The following is a 13,624-nucleotide window of genomic DNA, read 5'->3' on the forward strand; positions in this document are numbered from 1 at the left end:
GCGGGTCAAAGGAATCCGGAGCGTCAGCGCGGTTCGTCCTGCGGCGGCAGGCCCTGCGGCGGCTCGGGCGGCTCATCGACCACGGTGAATTCGCCCTCGATCACGGTGGAGCCGCCGTGCTGGGCGGTGTGCGCGGCGCGCGCCGCGATCAGCCCGCCGATGGCGCGCCGCAGCGGCCCGATGAGCAGCAGCAGGCCGAGGATGTCGGTGAGGAAGCCGGGCAGGATGAGCAGCAGCGCGGCGACGGAGAGCGCCGCGCCGGAGAGCATCTCGGAGAGCGGCATCTCGCCGCGGGCCATCGCCGCCTGCACCTTTCGCCCGGTTTCCCACCCGGCGATGCGCAGGATGTTGGCGCCGATGATGGCGCTGACGATCACCCAGGCGATCACCGGCAGCGCGCCGACGTGCGAGCCCACGACGATCAGCCCGGCGAGTTCGACGAGCGGCAGGGCGAGAATGAGCAGGGGAAAGGGGAACGGCATGCTTGTTCTTTCGGGTAAGACCGCTTAATTTCCAGATAATAGCGGGCGGCGCGCCCTGTCGATCATGGACGATTCCGGCGGGCCGCGTCCAATTGTTCTTCTTTCGCCGGAGAGATCGGCGCCAGCATCGGGACCGACAATGGACGGCAGCTTTCAGATTCTCGACCTGATCTTCCTGGCGCTGATCGCCGGATTCCTGGTGTATCGGTTGCGCAACGTTCTTGGGCGGCGCGGCGGCTACGAGCAGACCCCGGAGGATTTGATGGGGGGCCGCAAAACGGACCACGACAACGTGGTGGACCTCGCCGATGCGCGCACCGCCGAGGAGCCGGTTGTTCCCCCCGCCCTGATCCTGCCGCCGGGCACCGACCCGCAGGTGGGGGAGGGGCTGGCGCAGATTCAGGCCGCCGACCCGGATTTCGACCCCGAGGGTTTTTTGGGCGGCGCGAGCAAGGCCTTCGAGATGATCGTCTGCGCCTTCGCCGAGGGCCGCCTGGAGGACATCCGCCCCTATCTCGGCACCGAGGTCTTCTCCAACTTCGCCCTCGCGGTGCAGGAGCGCGAGACGGCGGGCGAGACCGCCGAGACCCAGGTGATTTCCATCAAGTCGGCGAAGATCACCGAGGCGGCGATGAAGGGCCGCGACGCCGTGGTTTCGGTGGAGTTCGTCACCGAGCAGGTCAACGTGACACGCAACGCCGAGGGCGCGGTGGTGGACGGCGACGCCAATTTCATCGCCACCCTCACCGACATCTGGACGTTCAGCCGCGATGTCGGCACCGGCGATCCGAACTGGAAACTCATGGTCACCCGAAGTGTCGAGGCCTGACGCGGCGCATTCCGCGATTCGGCGCGGGCTGGCGGTTTGCGCGCTGTTGCTGACCGGCGCGTGCGCGCAGCACGAGGCGTTTCCGCCGCCGGAACCCCAGGCCGGGTTCAAGGCCGAGACGGCAAGTTTCGACTCCCTGCCCGGATGGGAAACCGACGCGGTGGAGCATGCGCTCCCCGCCTTGCGCCGCTCCTGCGGCGCGTTTTCGCGCAAGCCGCCGGATGCGGCGGTGGGCGCGGGCGCGTTTGCCCGGCCTGCGGCGGATTGGCAGCGCGCCTGCGCCCGCCTGCCGGAGACGGCGGACGCCGCGGCCCTGCGCGCCGCCCTGCGGGAGGCGTTCATTCCCTATCGCGTCACCGCGGCGGACGGCGCGGACGAGGGCCTCTTCACGGGTTATTACGAAGCCGAATTGAGCGGCTCGATGTTCTCCTCGCCCTACTTTCCCTATCCGGTCTACGGGCGGCCGATCGACCTGGTGGAGCGGGTGCAGGACGGGCGCAAGCTCACCGGGCGGCTGAAGGACGGCCGCGTCGCGCCCTATCCCGCCCGCGCCGAGATCGAATCCGGGGCGATCGCCAAGGTGGCGCCGGTATTGTTCTGGGTGGACGATCTGGTGGACCTGCACGTCGCGCAGATCCAGGGTTCCTCGCGGGTCCTTCTGCCCGACGGGCGGCGCTTCCGCATCGGCTATGCGGGCAACAACGGCAGGCCGTTCAAGGGCCTGGGGCGCATCCTGCTGGACGCCAGGCTGATCGAGCCGGGCAAGGCCTCGATGCCGGAAATCCGCGCCTGGCTGCACGCCTATCCGCGCCAGGCGGAGCGCCTGATGCAGGAGAACCCGCGCTTCATCTTCTTCCGCCTGATCGACGGCGAAGGGCCGGTCGGCGCGCTCGGCGTGCCGCTCACGCCGATGCGCAGCCTCGCGGTGGACCCGGCGGTGGTGCCGCTCGGCGCGCCGGTGTGGCTGGATAGCGTCGATCCCGACGGCAAGCCGCTCACCCGCCTGATGGTGGCGCAGGACATCGGCAGCGCGATCAAGGGCGCGGTGCGCGGCGACTTCTTCTGGGGGTCGGGGGAGCCCGCGCTCGCCAAGGCCGGGCGGATGAAGAGCCCGGGCCGCTATTTCGTGCTGATTCCCGCCGCCGCGCCGGTGTTCGCCGATGCGGCCCCCGCTTCGTGAGCCCGCGATGACCGCCCCCTCTCCCCTGCCGCGCCGCGTCGCGCTGTTCGCCACCTGCCTGGTGGAGACCTTCCGCCCCGCCGTGGGCTTCGCCGCGATCAAGCTGCTGCGCGATGCGGGGCTCACGGTTGCGGTGCCGCCGGGGCAGACCTGTTGCGGCCAGCCCTCGTTCAACTCCGGCGACCGCGAAGGCGCGAAGCGCCTGGCGAAGCGGGTGATCGCCGAGTTCGAGGATTACGACGCGGTGGTGGTGCCGTCCGGCTCCTGCGCCGGAATGATCCGCGAGCACTACCCCGCGCTTTTCGCCGACGATGCGCAGTGGGGGCCGCGCGCGGCGCGCCTTTCCGCCAAGACGCATGAACTCACCGCCTTCCTGGTGGATATTTGCGGTATCGAAACGGTCGAGGTGGAACGCTCTGCCTCCGCCGCCTATCACGACAGCTGCTCGGCGCGGCGCGAGATGAAGGTGCTGTCCCAGCCGCGCAAGCTGCTCGCCTCGGTGGACGGGCTGGAATTGCGCGAAATCGACGAGCCGGAGGAATGTTGCGGCTTCGGCGGCACCTTCTGCGTGAAGAATCCGGAGATCTCCGGCCATATGGTAGAGGAAAAGGCGAAGGCGGCGCTCGCCACCGGCGCGGACATGCTGCTCGCCGGAGACATGGGCTGCCTGCTCAACATCGCGGGCCGCCTGCGCCGCATGGGCTCGGCGATGGAGGTGCGCCACGTCGCCGAGGTGCTGGCCGGGGATACGCAAACCCCCGGCATCGCGGAGCCGGAAGAATGACTCCGCTCTCCAGCGGCGGCTTCCCCGCCAATGCGCGCGACGCGCTGGCCGACGAAAAACTCCAGGCGGCGCTGGTCAACGTGCGCACCATCTTCCGCGGCAACCGCACCCGCGCCGTCGCCGCGACGCCGGAGTTCGAGGCGCTGCGCGATGCGGGCGCGGCGGTGAAGCGCCACGTCGTCGAAAACCTCGATGCGTACCTGGAACGTTTTATCGCCGCGGCGGAGGCGCGAGGCGGCGTCGTCCACCTCTGCGCCGATGCCGCATCCGCCCGCGAGACCATCGCCGCGATCTGCCGCGGCGAGGGGGCGAAGCTGGTGACCAAGGGCAAGTCCATGGTCACCGAGGAGATCGGCCTCAACCCCTACCTGGAATCCCAGGGCTTCACCCCGGTGGAGACCGACCTCGGCGAATACATCGTGCAGCTGCGCGGCGAGCCGCCCAGCCACATCATCGCCCCCGCCTGCCATGTGAAGAAGGAGCAGGTGGCGGAGACCTTCCGCGCCGCGCACCCGCACCGCCCGGCGGAACGCGACCTTTCCACCCACGAGGCGCTCTTGGCCGAGGCCCGCGCCGAGCTGCGCGCCCGCTTTCTCTCCGCCGACGTCGGCATCACCGGGGCCAACCTCTTGATCGCGGAAACCGGCGACGCGGTGCTGGTCACCAACGAGGGCAACGGCGACCTCACCCAGTCGCTGCCGCGCTGCCACATCGTCGTCGCCTCGATCGAGAAGCTGGTGCCGACCCTGGAGGATGCGGCGACGGTGCTGCGCGTGCTCGGCCGCTCCGCCACCGGCCAGGCGGCCTCGAGCTACACCACGCTCTCCGGCGGCGTGGCGCAACCGGGGGAACGCGGCGGCCCGGCGGCCTGCCACGTGGTGATCCTCGACAACGGCCGCAGCGCCATGCTCGGCGGCAAATACGAGGAGATGCTGCGCTGCATCCGCTGCGGCGCGTGCATCAACCACTGCCCGATCTTCGCCGCGGTCGGCGGCCACGCCTACGGAGCGGTCTACGTCGGCCCCATGGGCTCGGTGCTCACCCCCCTGCTGCAAAGCCTGGAGGAAGCGCGCCACCTGCCGCATGCCTGCACGATGTGCGGCCGCTGCGCCGAGGTCTGCCCGATGAAGATTCCGCTGCCGGACCTGCTGCGCCGCCTGCGGGAGGAAACCCACGCCGCGGCGCTGACCTCGGCGCGCAGCCGCATGGGCTTGCGTCTGTGGACGTTTCTGGCGCAACATCCGAGTCTGTACCGCGGGGCGGGCCGCCTCGCCGCGGCGGCGTTGCGCCTCGCCGGGCGCCGCGCCGGGGCGCTGCGGCGCTGGCCGCTGGCGGGCGGGTGGACGCGCTTCCGCGACCTGCCGGTGCCGCAGGGCGGCGGCTTCGTCGCGCGCGCCTACCGCGGGGACCGCACCGGGCGAGCCGCCGAGGGGGACGGAGCAGATGGCCAGTGAATCGCGCCGGCAGCGGCTGGAAAAGGAATTCGACTACCGGGTGCTGCAACACGGCATCAGCTCCGGCCGCCTCAAGGTGTTCACCGACTTCCGGGTGTTCAACCAGGGCCATTCCCCCACCTACAGCCCGTGGGACAACGTCGCGCCGCTGCTGCTCATGGTGCTGATCAGCCTGGCGCTGCTGGTGGTGGTGGGAATCATCGTCGGCGTGCTGGCGCTCGTGCTTTCGGTGGTGCTCTACGCCTTCTTCGTCCGCCTCTGGGTGATGCATCGCCTGCACGAGCGCACCCGCCAGGCGATGATGCAGAACCTCAACAACTGGGACCTGTTGTGGAGCATGGGCGGCGTCGTCCTCTCCAACGAGCGCACCGGCCAGATCTGCCATGCGCCCTCGGGCAACTGGCGCGCCTTCGTCGTCAACGGCCTCGCCGACATCGCCGCGGCGCTGCGCGGCGACGCCGACATGGCGAGCCTGCGCGAAGACGGCGCGCTGACGCGGGGAGGGCGCAAATGACCGCCGCCGACGGGCGCGCCGCGGCGCTCGCCGCCGTCGCCGCCCGCCTCCCCGGTTCCGCCGCGGAGCGCGCCGCAGCGGCGGAACGCCGCCTTGCCGAGCGCCCCCGCGGCCCGGGGCTCGCCCACGTCGCGGCGGCGGCGAAGGCGGGAACCCTGGCGGAAACCTTCTGCGCCGCCGCATCCGCATCCGGCGCCACGGTGCTGCGCACCGCCGGGGCCGCCGCCTCGGAGGCGGCAATCCGCAAAATCCTCGCCGAACATGCGCCCGCGGGGCCGGTCGTCCGCGCCGACCTGCCGCGCTTCGCGGGCCTCGACGATCGGCCGGGCGGCGCGCATGCCGGCGCGGCGCAGCCGGAAGATGCGGCCGGCGTCACCCGCGCCGCCGCGGGCATCGCCGAAACCGGCAGCGTCGTCCTCGCCTCCGACCCGGAAACCCCGACCAGCCTCAACTTCCTGCCCGCGATCCACATCGTCACCCTTTCCGCCGCGGCGATCCACGCGGGCCTCGACGACGCGCTCGCCGCGCTGCGCGGCCCCGGCCGCCGCCCGCGCACCGTCAACCTGATCACCGGGCCGTCGCGCACCGGCGATATCGAACTCACCCTCCAGGTCGGCGTGCACGGCCCGCGCGCGATCTTCATCCTGGTCGAGGACGATGACTGACGAGCCGAAGCGCCGCCGCCGCAAGCCCCTGATCTCGCGGGAGGACGCGGAACTCTGGGCCCGCCTCACCAGCCGCGTCAAACCGCTCGCCGAAACCCCGCCGGTGGTCGTTCCGGAGGCGGAAGAACCGCTGCCCGAACCCGATCCCGCCGCCCCGCCGCAGCTGCCCGGGCCGCGCCTGCCGCGCCCCGAACCCGGCGCTGCGAAACGGGAACGCAAAGCCCCGGCGCTCACCCACGGCTCCACCGCCGGGGTGGACAAACGCACCGCGGAGCGCTTCAAGAAAGGCGATATGGAGATCGAGGCCCGCATCGACCTCCACGGCCTCACCCGCGAGGCGGCGCACATCGCGCTCACCCGCTTCATCCAGGGCTCCGCCGCGGCGCGCCGCCGCATGGTCCTGGTGATCACCGGAAAAGGCCGCCAAAGCGGCGAAGGCGAGGGAATCCTCAGGGCCGAGGTGCCGCGCTGGCTCAACGAACCGGCCCTCCGCCCCCTCGTCCTCAGCTTTTCCTACGCCCAGCCGCGCCACGGCGGCGAGGGCGCGCTCTACGTCTTCCTCAAACGGGAACGCACCGCATGACCCCGTTCGGCGCCCGCCTGCGCGAACTCCGCGCCCGCCGCGGCCTGACGCTGACCCGCATGGCCGCCGACCTCAACATCTCCGCCGCCTACCTCTCCGCGCTGGAACACGGCCGCCGCGGCAGCCCCACCCCCGGCCTCGTCCAGCAGATCTGCGGCTACTTCAACCTGATCTGGGACGAAGTCGAATACCTCAAACGCCTCGCCACCCTCTCCCGCCCGCGCGTCACCCTGGATACCGCCGGACTCCCCGCGGAAACCACCCGCCTCGCCAACGAACTCGCCGAGGCGATCCGCGACCTGCCGGAAGAAGACGCCCGCGAACTGCGCCTCGCCCTCGCCACCCTGCGCGGCAAAGGCCCCGGCCACCCGCCGTCGTAGGGCGGGGAGGGAAAACCAGGCCGGGCTCCGCCCGGACCCGCAAGGGGACTCGGCCCCCTTGACCCCGTGACTAAGTTGGGCCGGAAGGGGAATGGCGGCTGTGGAGCGGGCTGAGTGGAATGCCGCCATTTGAGCTGCTGCCGGTTCATCAAAACACCTTAACTCGGCGTCCTTCAAACCGGATTGCCTGGAGTGAGCCCGACCCAAAGGAGACTTACACCGTAGTTCATTCTCCGAAGCTGTTTCGAGATGCTCGTTAGGGCGACTTTGCTAAAGAAGGGGAGTGTTGGGTTTCCCTCATGTAAGAGCGCGTAGACGATTTCATAGTCGGCCGGGTTAGGCCTGTCCGCTGGGATTAGCTCCACGATCTCTGGCATTGCCTCCCGAATTTGTGCTCTAAGCGGTGGATGGTCGAGAAAAGCCTCGGCAGATACCTGTCCTTGCAGGAACAGATGACTCAGTGTTTGTGACTTACTACGGCGCTTCACATGTACGAGTTGCCGACCATCGGTCAGAATGTCACAGAATTCGACCCGACCACGCTCTCCTTCGAAGTTCACGAGCCTTTTGTCGTAAAGATACATCCCTGCTTGGGCCGTGGCCGCACGGGCGTTGTAGTCGCCCTCCTTTTCGCCAGCGGTGTAGAAAGGGAGCTGGAGGGTAGATAACGGAATTTCCACCATGGCTGCGTTGACGATGGCGACGAAATCATCCTTGACCACATACCATTCGTCCGATGCGAGAATGTGGAGCTGGTCGTTGAACTGAACCTCTGCGCATAGACATTTGAACACAGACCATCGGTCACGGAACGGCCCATCATCGTTCGCGACACGAACCTTGTCCGATTTCAGATGTGCAAGCGTGACGGCATGCTCCTCGTCAAAGAGGGCCAGATAATCATGCAGACGAAGATCATCGAACGTATCCGCCCGTAAGCTACCCGAGAATTTGAACCGGTCGACATTCTGATAGTCGATGATTTCCGGTGGCGCGAGATGGATGCCGTCGATTTCCCCATTCTGCAATCGGTTGACTAGGTTCTGGTTGAGTTGGTCTATGCGTAAACGATCCCGTATGGGTGTGATCTTGCCATACCAAGGAAACAGCTCCCGGTATGCCGTATCATTGAATGAGTTGATGATCGTCAGACCTTTATCGTCGATCCCGTTATAATCGACCTCGCAACTTAGCTTGAGTCCGTCGTTTCCTGTCAGTGTCCCCCCAAACGCTTCGTCTACCGATTTTCCGGTAATTGCCTGAAGAATGATGCTCGATGTATCGACACCGAAATCGAAGATTTCGCCGATCCGGCTATTCTGCGAGCGAGTCTGAATAGTTGAGTCTTCGGGCCTACGCGTGTCGATGCTCTTGATCCGCTCGCGACCGAGCCGGTTCAGCGCTACCTTCAATCCGAACTGGCTCTCCAGCGCTTCCGGGCGAAGCTCCTGAAACCCCATTCCGAAGCATACGGCAAGCCATCTGTGCTGCGGATTGGTGCCCTCGGTAGCGAGATCGATACCAACAAACAGGATCGCAGCTGCTTGCCCACCGTAGAGCCCATCGAATTGGGCCCGGTCAGCAGCATTGAAAAACGATATCCAGCCGGGAGGAGAGTTGTATGCCTGGCCTGCGAACAGACGCTTGTTTTCGGGGTTACCAGTAAGGGGCTTTTCATCTAGCCGATGTTGCTCTTTGAGCGCATTAGCTGGATCTGCAACATGCGCTTTCAGCAGCCGGAATGTATATGATCTTTTGGCCATAATATACTCCCCCACAAGTAGCGCCAGCTATGATAGAGGTTGTTGTCGAACGGTTCACGCCCTAAATGCGGGAATTGAGTATGCGTAGCACTGGATTTCAAGGCATACCAAGTTTGATGCTTATAAAGCGTATCCTACGGGCGGCTGCTTTCCGAAAGCCTACAATCTGGTACTAATGACCGAGATGGGCGCGAAGCGCCCGATGTGCCGCTCTTGATTTGAGTCCTCGAAGGATATACATCATTATAATTGTGTATCCAAAAGGTGGAGGATGGCATGCAGGTATCCAAATGGGGCAACAGTCTCGCCGTTCGTCTCCCCGCCGCCGTGGTTGAAGCTCTCGAACTTAAGGAAGGCGACGAGATCGAAATCCATGTCGCCGACGCGCGGAATCTCGGCGTTGCGCGCAAGCCGGGCCGTGATGAATTGCTGAAACGGCTTCGCGCTTTCCGTGGCCGTCTGCCGCTCGATTTCAAGTTCGACCGGGACGAGGCAAATGCCCGGTAGCTTCTTCGATACCAATATCCTGGTCTACGTCGCGTCCGGCGACTCCGTGAAGGCGGATCGCGCGGAAGCGATCATCGGCAATGGTGGCGTGATCAGCGTGCAGGTCCTGAACGAACTGACCAATGTCGCGCGCCGCAAGATGCGGATGGCGTGGCCGGATACGCGCAGCTTTCTGTCTGTACTGCGCTCCCTGCTGACCGTCCAGCCGATCACCATCGAGACCCACGAGACCGGGCTTGCGCTTGCCGAGCGCTACAATCTCTCTACTTACGATGCGATGATCGTCGCTTCGGCCCTTCAGGCCGATTGCGATACGTTATGGTCGGAGGATATGCAGCACGGCATGACGTTTGGCGAGAGACTGCGAATCATTAATCCGTTTCTCATGGCGGATTGATCCCAATCAAAAAGAGACAAGGGCGTTCGTAGGGACATGGCCGAAGGCCATGGTCCGAGGCGTAGCCGAGCAAGCGCCATAGGCCTGCGGCGAAAGACAAGTCATGGGGTGCGCGAGGGGTCCAAGACCCCTCGCAAAGTTTTTGCCCCTACTGCTTTTACACGTCCGCTTCGTCGTCCAGGGAGTAGCCGAGGGAGGAGGTGACGTCGGCTTTCGGGCGGTCGCGGAGTTGTTTGCCGGTGACCATGAAGTAGGTGAGTTCGGCGATATTGGTGGAGTGGTCGCCGACCCGTTCGACGTTTTTGGCGATGAACAGCAGGTGGGCGCACGCGGAGATCTGGCGCGGGTCTTCCATCATGTAGGTGAGGATTTCGCGGAACAGGCTGGAGTAGATGGCGTCGATTTCGTCGTCGTGTTCCCACACCGCGATGGCCTGCTGGGCGTCGCCTTCGACGAAGGCGTTGGTGGCGGCGTGGAGTTGGCGTTTGACCATTTGCATCAGGCGCACCACGGGGCGCGCCGCGGGGACCAGCGGCATGGTGTTGAGCACCATGGAGCGTTTGGCGGCGTTGGCGGCGTAGTCGGCGACGCGTTCGAAGGCGGAGGCGGCGGAGATGGCGCTGACCACGAGGCGCAGGTCGTCGGCCACCGGCGCGCGCAGGGCGAGCATGTGGAGGATCTTCTGCTGGATGTCCGCCTCCAGGCGGTCCACTTCCTGGTCGCGTTTGATCACCTCGGCGGCGAGGCGGTCGTCGCGTTCCAGCAGCGCGCGGGAGGCTTCCTCGATCTGGTTTTCCGCCATGCCGCCGATGCGGGCGATGAGCTTCAGGAGTTCGGCGAGTTCGCGATCCAGGACCTTGGCGGTATGGGGTTCGTTGAGGTTGGTCATGGTGTCCTCGGACAAGGGTCAGGGGGAAAGGGTCAGGCGGGGCGGCCGATGCGTTGCGGCGGCGCATCGGTTCCCGCGGTGGCGGCTGCGGCGGCGGGCAGGTAGGCGGTGAACACGCTGCCGAGGCCGAGCGAGCTGTCGATGGTGAGCACGCCGCGGTGGCGGCTCATCACGTGTTTGACGATGGCAAGCCCCAGGCCGGTGCCGCCCATCTTGCGCGAGCGCGCGGAATCGACGCGGTAGAAGCGTTCGGTGAGGCGCGGGATGTGTTCCTGGGCGATGCCTTCGCCGCGGTCGCGCACCGCCACGGCGACCACCGGGCCCTGGGCTTCCTTGGGCATGTTCACCGGGCCGCGCTCCAGCGCGGCGATGGAGACGGTGACCTCGGTATCCGGCAGGGTGTATTTCACCGCATTCTCGATGAGGTTCTGGAACACCTGGGTAAGCTCGTCCGGTTCGCCGCGCACCGCGGGCAGGCTTTCCGGCGCGGCGATGGCGAGGGTGACGTTGCGCGCCGCGGCCTTCTGTTCCAGGCCTTCGATCACCGAGGCGATGACGCGGCGCACGTCCACCGCGTGCGAGGGCTGGGTGTGTTCGTTGAGTTCGATGCGCGACAGCGAAAGCAGGTCTTCGATCAGCCGCGCCATGCGCGCCGCCTGTTCCGCCATGATGCCGAGGAAGCGTTCCCGCGCTTCCGCGTCGTCGTGGGCGGGGCCGCGCAGGGTGTCGATGAAGCCGATGAGGGAGGAGAGAGGCGTGCGCAGTTCGTGGCTGGCGTTGGCGACGAAGTCGGCGCGCATCTGCTCCATGCGGCGGATCGTGGTGATGTCGTGGAAGGAGATCAGGATCGCGGCGTTGCCCGCGAGGTCGCCGGGCAGCGGCCGGATGCTGACGATGAAGCGGCGCTCCACCGGAATCGGCAGGGAGAACTCCAGTTCGCGGCCGCCGCCTTCGATCTGGTCGATGGCTTCGAGGATCGGCGGATGGCGCACCAGGCCGGAGACGTCGCGCCCGGTGAGGCTGCGGCCGAAGAGCCCGCGCGCCGCCATGTTGGCGCGCACCACGCGGTGGTCGGCGTCGAGCATCACCACCGCGTCGGGCAGGGCGTCGAACACGTCCTCCATGGAGCGGGCGGAGCGGTCCGAGGCGGCGAGCGCGCGGCGCATTTCGCGGCGCATCTGCGACAGCGCGAAGGCGGCGGCGGCGGCGACGCCGTGGGTGCGCATTTCCGGCGTCGGCGGCGCGGCGCCCTGGGCGAGTTCCTGCACGAAGCGCAGCAGGCGGGAGAGATCGACCAGCGGCGCGAGCGCGAGCAGCGCGGTGACCGCGGCGGCGGCGAGGACGGCGAGGAGGGCGTCGGCGGCGGCGAGGCGGCCGAGCGCCGCGAGCGCCGCCAGCACCAGCGCGGCGGGGAAGAGGGCAAGCGCATACCAGCGCAGCGCACGGCCCAGCACCGAAGGCCCGCTTACGGCCGGGGCCGCGGGCGTCGTCTCGGGGGTCGGTTCCGTCGTTTGGCCGGACGGCCGGTCGCTCATGGTGCGCATCGTCCCGCGTTGTCGGGACGTCCTGTCCCGGGGAAAAGTATTGCCGGGCGTTTCGCGAAGGTCAAACCCGCAAGATGGCCGGGCAGTCTCGCACGGTTGCGCGGGCGGGCCGATGACGGTTTTTTGAAAAACGAAACGCGGCGGGGTGCGCCCGCCGCGTCCGTTGGAATGGTTCGCGGGCGCGCCCTACTCCGGCGCGCACAGCGCGATGGCGTGGGTGAGCCGCGCCGTCAGGGAGGCGCGGTAGGCCTCGATGTCGGCGATCGGCTTCTGCGCGACGCCGCTCTTCATCGCCGCCTCGGCTACCGCCACCGGCACCCGCGACATCAGGCGCGGGTCGAACGGCACCGGCAGGATGTATTCCCGGCCGAAGGACATCTTCTTTCCGGAGTAGGCCGCGCCCACCTCGGCCGGAACCTCCTCGCGCGCCAGCATGGCGATCGCCTCGGCGGCGGCGAGCTTCATCTCCAGGTTGATCGTGCTCGCCCGCACGTCGAGAGCGCCGCGGAAGATGTAGGGGAAGCCCAGGAGGTTGTTCACCTGGTTCGGATAATCCGAGCGCCCGGTGGCGACGATGGCGTCGTCGCGGACCGCGTGCGCCTCCTCCGGGGTGATCTCCGGGTCGGGGTTGGCCATGGCGAAGATGATCGGGTCCTTGGCCATGGATTTCACCATGTCCTGGGTCAGGGCCCCCTTCTTCGACAGGCCGAGGAAGACGTCCGCCCCCTTCACCGCCTCGGCCAGGGTGCGCAGCTCGGTCTTCACCGCGTGCCTGGTCTTCCACGGGTTGAGGTCGGCGCGTCCGCTGTGGATGACGCCCTTGGTGTCGATCATCGTGACGTCGGAGACGCCCATGCCCTTGATCAGTTCGACGCAGGCGATCGCCGCGGCGCCCGCGCCGCTCACCACCATCTTCGCGCCGGCGAAGGTGCGGCCGGTGAGGTGGAGCGCGTTGGTCAGACCGGCGAGCGCGGTGATCGCGGTGCCGTGCTGGTCGTCGTGGAACACCGGGATGTTCATCAGCTTCTGCAGGCGTTCCTCGATGACGAAGCACTCCGGCGCGGCGATGTCTTCCAGGTTGATGCCGCCGAAGGTCGGGCCGAGGTAGCGGACGCAATTGACGAAGGCGTCGGCATCCTTGGTATCGACCTCGAGGTCGGTGGCGTCGATGTCGGCGAATCGCTTGAACAGAACCGCCTTGCCCTCCATCACCGGCTTCCCGGCGAGCGCGCCGAGGTTGCCGAGGCCGAGCACCGCGGTTCCGTTGGAAATCACCGCGACGCTGTTGCCCTTGATGGTGTAGTCATAGGCGGCGTCGGGGTTCTTTTCGATGGCCAGGCAGGGGGCGGCAACCCCCGGCGAGTACGCGAGCGAAAGATCGCGTTGGGTGGTCAAGGGCTTGGTCGGTAGAATCTCGATCTTCCCAGGGCGGCCCGTTGCGTGCAAGGTGAGGGCGGCGGCGTCAAGTTCGGTTTTTTTATCGATCGGTTTGTTCATGGTACTGCTTTCGTCTCCTGCGCTGTGGCGGCGATTACGCCTTATCGTTGTCGTGGTGGACTATGCGGAGGCCCCACAGGATACGGGGAAGAACCGTCTATATCATATTATTTGCAAAAGTGCTGGGGTTTTTGTGAAACTTAATTACTAACTAAG

The 13,624-nt window shown here is 66.9% G+C and carries 14 protein-coding genes and 1 pseudogene; 10 read left to right on the forward strand and 5 right to left on the reverse strand.

What is annotated here, in order from left to right:
- Nucleotides 1–23: 23 nt before the first annotated feature.
- Nucleotides 24–482, reverse strand: a complete 459-nt coding sequence (locus tag O7R11_RS05015; RefSeq protein WP_337996396.1) for an FxsA family protein — start codon at nt 480–482, stop codon at nt 24–26.
- A 139-nt stretch (nt 483–621) separates the two neighbouring features.
- Here O7R11_RS05015 and O7R11_RS05020 point away from each other — a divergent pair, with 139 nt between their 5' ends.
- Genes O7R11_RS05020 through O7R11_RS05055 form a run of 8 tightly spaced genes read left to right on the forward strand, consistent with a single transcriptional unit; the run spans nt 622 to nt 6,871 of the window.
- A complete protein-coding gene (locus O7R11_RS05020; protein ID WP_337996397.1) occupies nt 622–1,311 on the forward strand; it encodes a Tim44/TimA family putative adaptor protein in 690 nt (229 codons plus the stop codon).
- On the forward strand, nt 1,298–2,491 hold the full coding sequence (gene mltA, locus O7R11_RS05025) for a murein transglycosylase A (protein ID WP_337996398.1): 1,194 nt from the start codon (nt 1,298–1,300) through the stop codon (nt 2,489–2,491). The genes O7R11_RS05020 and mltA overlap by 14 nt, the downstream gene beginning before the upstream one ends.
- A 7-nt stretch (nt 2,492–2,498) precedes the next feature.
- Nucleotides 2,499–3,275, forward strand: coding sequence for a (Fe-S)-binding protein (locus tag O7R11_RS05030; protein ID WP_337996399.1), 777 nt, complete (start codon nt 2,499–2,501; stop codon nt 3,273–3,275).
- Nucleotides 3,272–4,729 carry a lactate utilization protein B gene (locus tag O7R11_RS05035; RefSeq protein ID WP_337996400.1) on the forward strand — a complete coding sequence of 486 codons (1,458 nt, stop codon included), beginning with the start codon at nt 3,272–3,274 and terminating at the stop codon, nt 4,727–4,729. The genes O7R11_RS05030 and O7R11_RS05035 overlap by 4 nt, the downstream gene beginning before the upstream one ends.
- Nucleotides 4,719–5,243: a hypothetical protein gene (locus O7R11_RS05040; protein ID WP_337996401.1), complete on the forward strand. Its 525-nt coding sequence runs from the start codon at nt 4,719–4,721 to the stop codon at nt 5,241–5,243. The genes O7R11_RS05035 and O7R11_RS05040 overlap by 11 nt, the downstream gene beginning before the upstream one ends.
- Complete coding sequence (locus O7R11_RS05045; protein ID WP_337996402.1) at nt 5,240–5,908, forward strand: LutC/YkgG family protein; 669 nt, start codon at nt 5,240–5,242, stop codon at nt 5,906–5,908. Before O7R11_RS05040 ends, O7R11_RS05045 begins: the two co-directional genes overlap by 4 nt.
- Nucleotides 5,901–6,491 (forward strand): Smr/MutS family protein, encoded by a 591-nt coding sequence (locus tag O7R11_RS05050; protein ID WP_337996403.1) that lies wholly within the window; start codon nt 5,901–5,903, stop codon nt 6,489–6,491. Before O7R11_RS05045 ends, O7R11_RS05050 begins: the two co-directional genes overlap by 8 nt.
- On the forward strand, nt 6,488–6,871 hold the full coding sequence (locus O7R11_RS05055) for a helix-turn-helix domain-containing protein (protein WP_337996404.1): 384 nt from the start codon (nt 6,488–6,490) through the stop codon (nt 6,869–6,871). Before O7R11_RS05050 ends, O7R11_RS05055 begins: the two co-directional genes overlap by 4 nt.
- Nucleotides 6,872–7,044: 173 nt before the next feature.
- Here O7R11_RS05055 and O7R11_RS05060 read toward each other — a convergent pair whose 3' ends face one another.
- A complete protein-coding gene (locus tag O7R11_RS05060; RefSeq protein ID WP_337996405.1) occupies nt 7,045–8,634 on the reverse strand; it encodes a DUF6119 family protein in 1,590 nt (529 codons plus the stop codon).
- 276 nt (nt 8,635–8,910) lie between these two features.
- Here O7R11_RS05060 and O7R11_RS05065 point away from each other — a divergent pair, with 276 nt between their 5' ends.
- Both O7R11_RS05065 and O7R11_RS05070 read left to right on the forward strand, forming a co-directional pair.
- Nucleotides 8,911–9,141, forward strand: a complete 231-nt coding sequence (locus tag O7R11_RS05065) for an AbrB/MazE/SpoVT family DNA-binding domain-containing protein (protein ID WP_337996406.1) — start codon at nt 8,911–8,913, stop codon at nt 9,139–9,141.
- Nucleotides 9,131–9,538 (forward strand): PIN domain-containing protein, encoded by a 408-nt coding sequence (locus tag O7R11_RS05070; protein WP_337996407.1) that lies wholly within the window; start codon nt 9,131–9,133, stop codon nt 9,536–9,538. Before O7R11_RS05065 ends, O7R11_RS05070 begins: the two co-directional genes overlap by 11 nt.
- A gap of 157 nt (nt 9,539–9,695) precedes the next feature.
- On the opposite strand, the gene phoU is transcribed toward O7R11_RS05070, so the two are convergent.
- From phoU to O7R11_RS05085, 3 genes and pseudogenes are all read right to left on the reverse strand, one after another.
- A complete protein-coding gene (gene phoU, locus O7R11_RS05075) occupies nt 9,696–10,427 on the reverse strand; it encodes a phosphate signaling complex protein PhoU (RefSeq protein WP_337996408.1) in 732 nt (243 codons plus the stop codon).
- Between the two features lie 32 nt (nt 10,428–10,459).
- Nucleotides 10,460–11,962 (reverse strand): phosphate regulon sensor histidine kinase PhoR, encoded by a 1,503-nt coding sequence (gene phoR, locus O7R11_RS05080; RefSeq protein ID WP_337996409.1) that lies wholly within the window; start codon nt 11,960–11,962, stop codon nt 10,460–10,462.
- Nucleotides 11,963–12,190: 228 nt separating this feature from the next.
- A pseudogene (locus tag O7R11_RS05085) lies at nt 12,191–13,468 on the reverse strand (malic enzyme-like NAD(P)-binding protein); the annotation flags it as partial.
- Nucleotides 13,469–13,624 lie beyond the last annotated feature (156 nt).

Source organism: Oleispirillum naphthae (genome assembly GCA_027864655.1).
GTDB classification, from domain to species: Bacteria; Pseudomonadota; Alphaproteobacteria; order Rhodospirillales; family Rhodospirillaceae; genus Oleispirillum; species Oleispirillum naphthae.

Coding starts and splice junctions, on each gene's coding strand:
- O7R11_RS05055 (WP_337996404.1), top strand. CDS start 6,488: ATGACCCCGTTCGGCGCCCGCCTGCGCGAACTCCGCGCCCGCCGCGGC.
- phoU (WP_337996408.1), bottom strand. CDS start 10,427: ATGACCAACCTCAACGAACCCCATACCGCCAAGGTCCTGGATCGCGAA.
- O7R11_RS05035 (WP_337996400.1), top strand. CDS start 3,272: ATGACTCCGCTCTCCAGCGGCGGCTTCCCCGCCAATGCGCGCGACGCG.
- phoR (WP_337996409.1), bottom strand. CDS start 11,962: ATGAGCGACCGGCCGTCCGGCCAAACGACGGAACCGACCCCCGAGACG.
- O7R11_RS05070 (WP_337996407.1), top strand. CDS start 9,131: ATGCCCGGTAGCTTCTTCGATACCAATATCCTGGTCTACGTCGCGTCC.
- O7R11_RS05065 (WP_337996406.1), top strand. CDS start 8,911: ATGCAGGTATCCAAATGGGGCAACAGTCTCGCCGTTCGTCTCCCCGCC.
- O7R11_RS05045 (WP_337996402.1), top strand. CDS start 5,240: ATGACCGCCGCCGACGGGCGCGCCGCGGCGCTCGCCGCCGTCGCCGCC.
- O7R11_RS05020 (WP_337996397.1), top strand. CDS start 622: ATGGACGGCAGCTTTCAGATTCTCGACCTGATCTTCCTGGCGCTGATC.
- O7R11_RS05050 (WP_337996403.1), top strand. CDS start 5,901: ATGACTGACGAGCCGAAGCGCCGCCGCCGCAAGCCCCTGATCTCGCGG.
- O7R11_RS05015 (WP_337996396.1), bottom strand. CDS start 482: ATGCCGTTCCCCTTTCCCCTGCTCATTCTCGCCCTGCCGCTCGTCGAA.
- O7R11_RS05040 (WP_337996401.1), top strand. CDS start 4,719: ATGGCCAGTGAATCGCGCCGGCAGCGGCTGGAAAAGGAATTCGACTAC.
- O7R11_RS05060 (WP_337996405.1), bottom strand. CDS start 8,634: ATGGCCAAAAGATCATATACATTCCGGCTGCTGAAAGCGCATGTTGCA.
- O7R11_RS05030 (WP_337996399.1), top strand. CDS start 2,499: ATGACCGCCCCCTCTCCCCTGCCGCGCCGCGTCGCGCTGTTCGCCACC.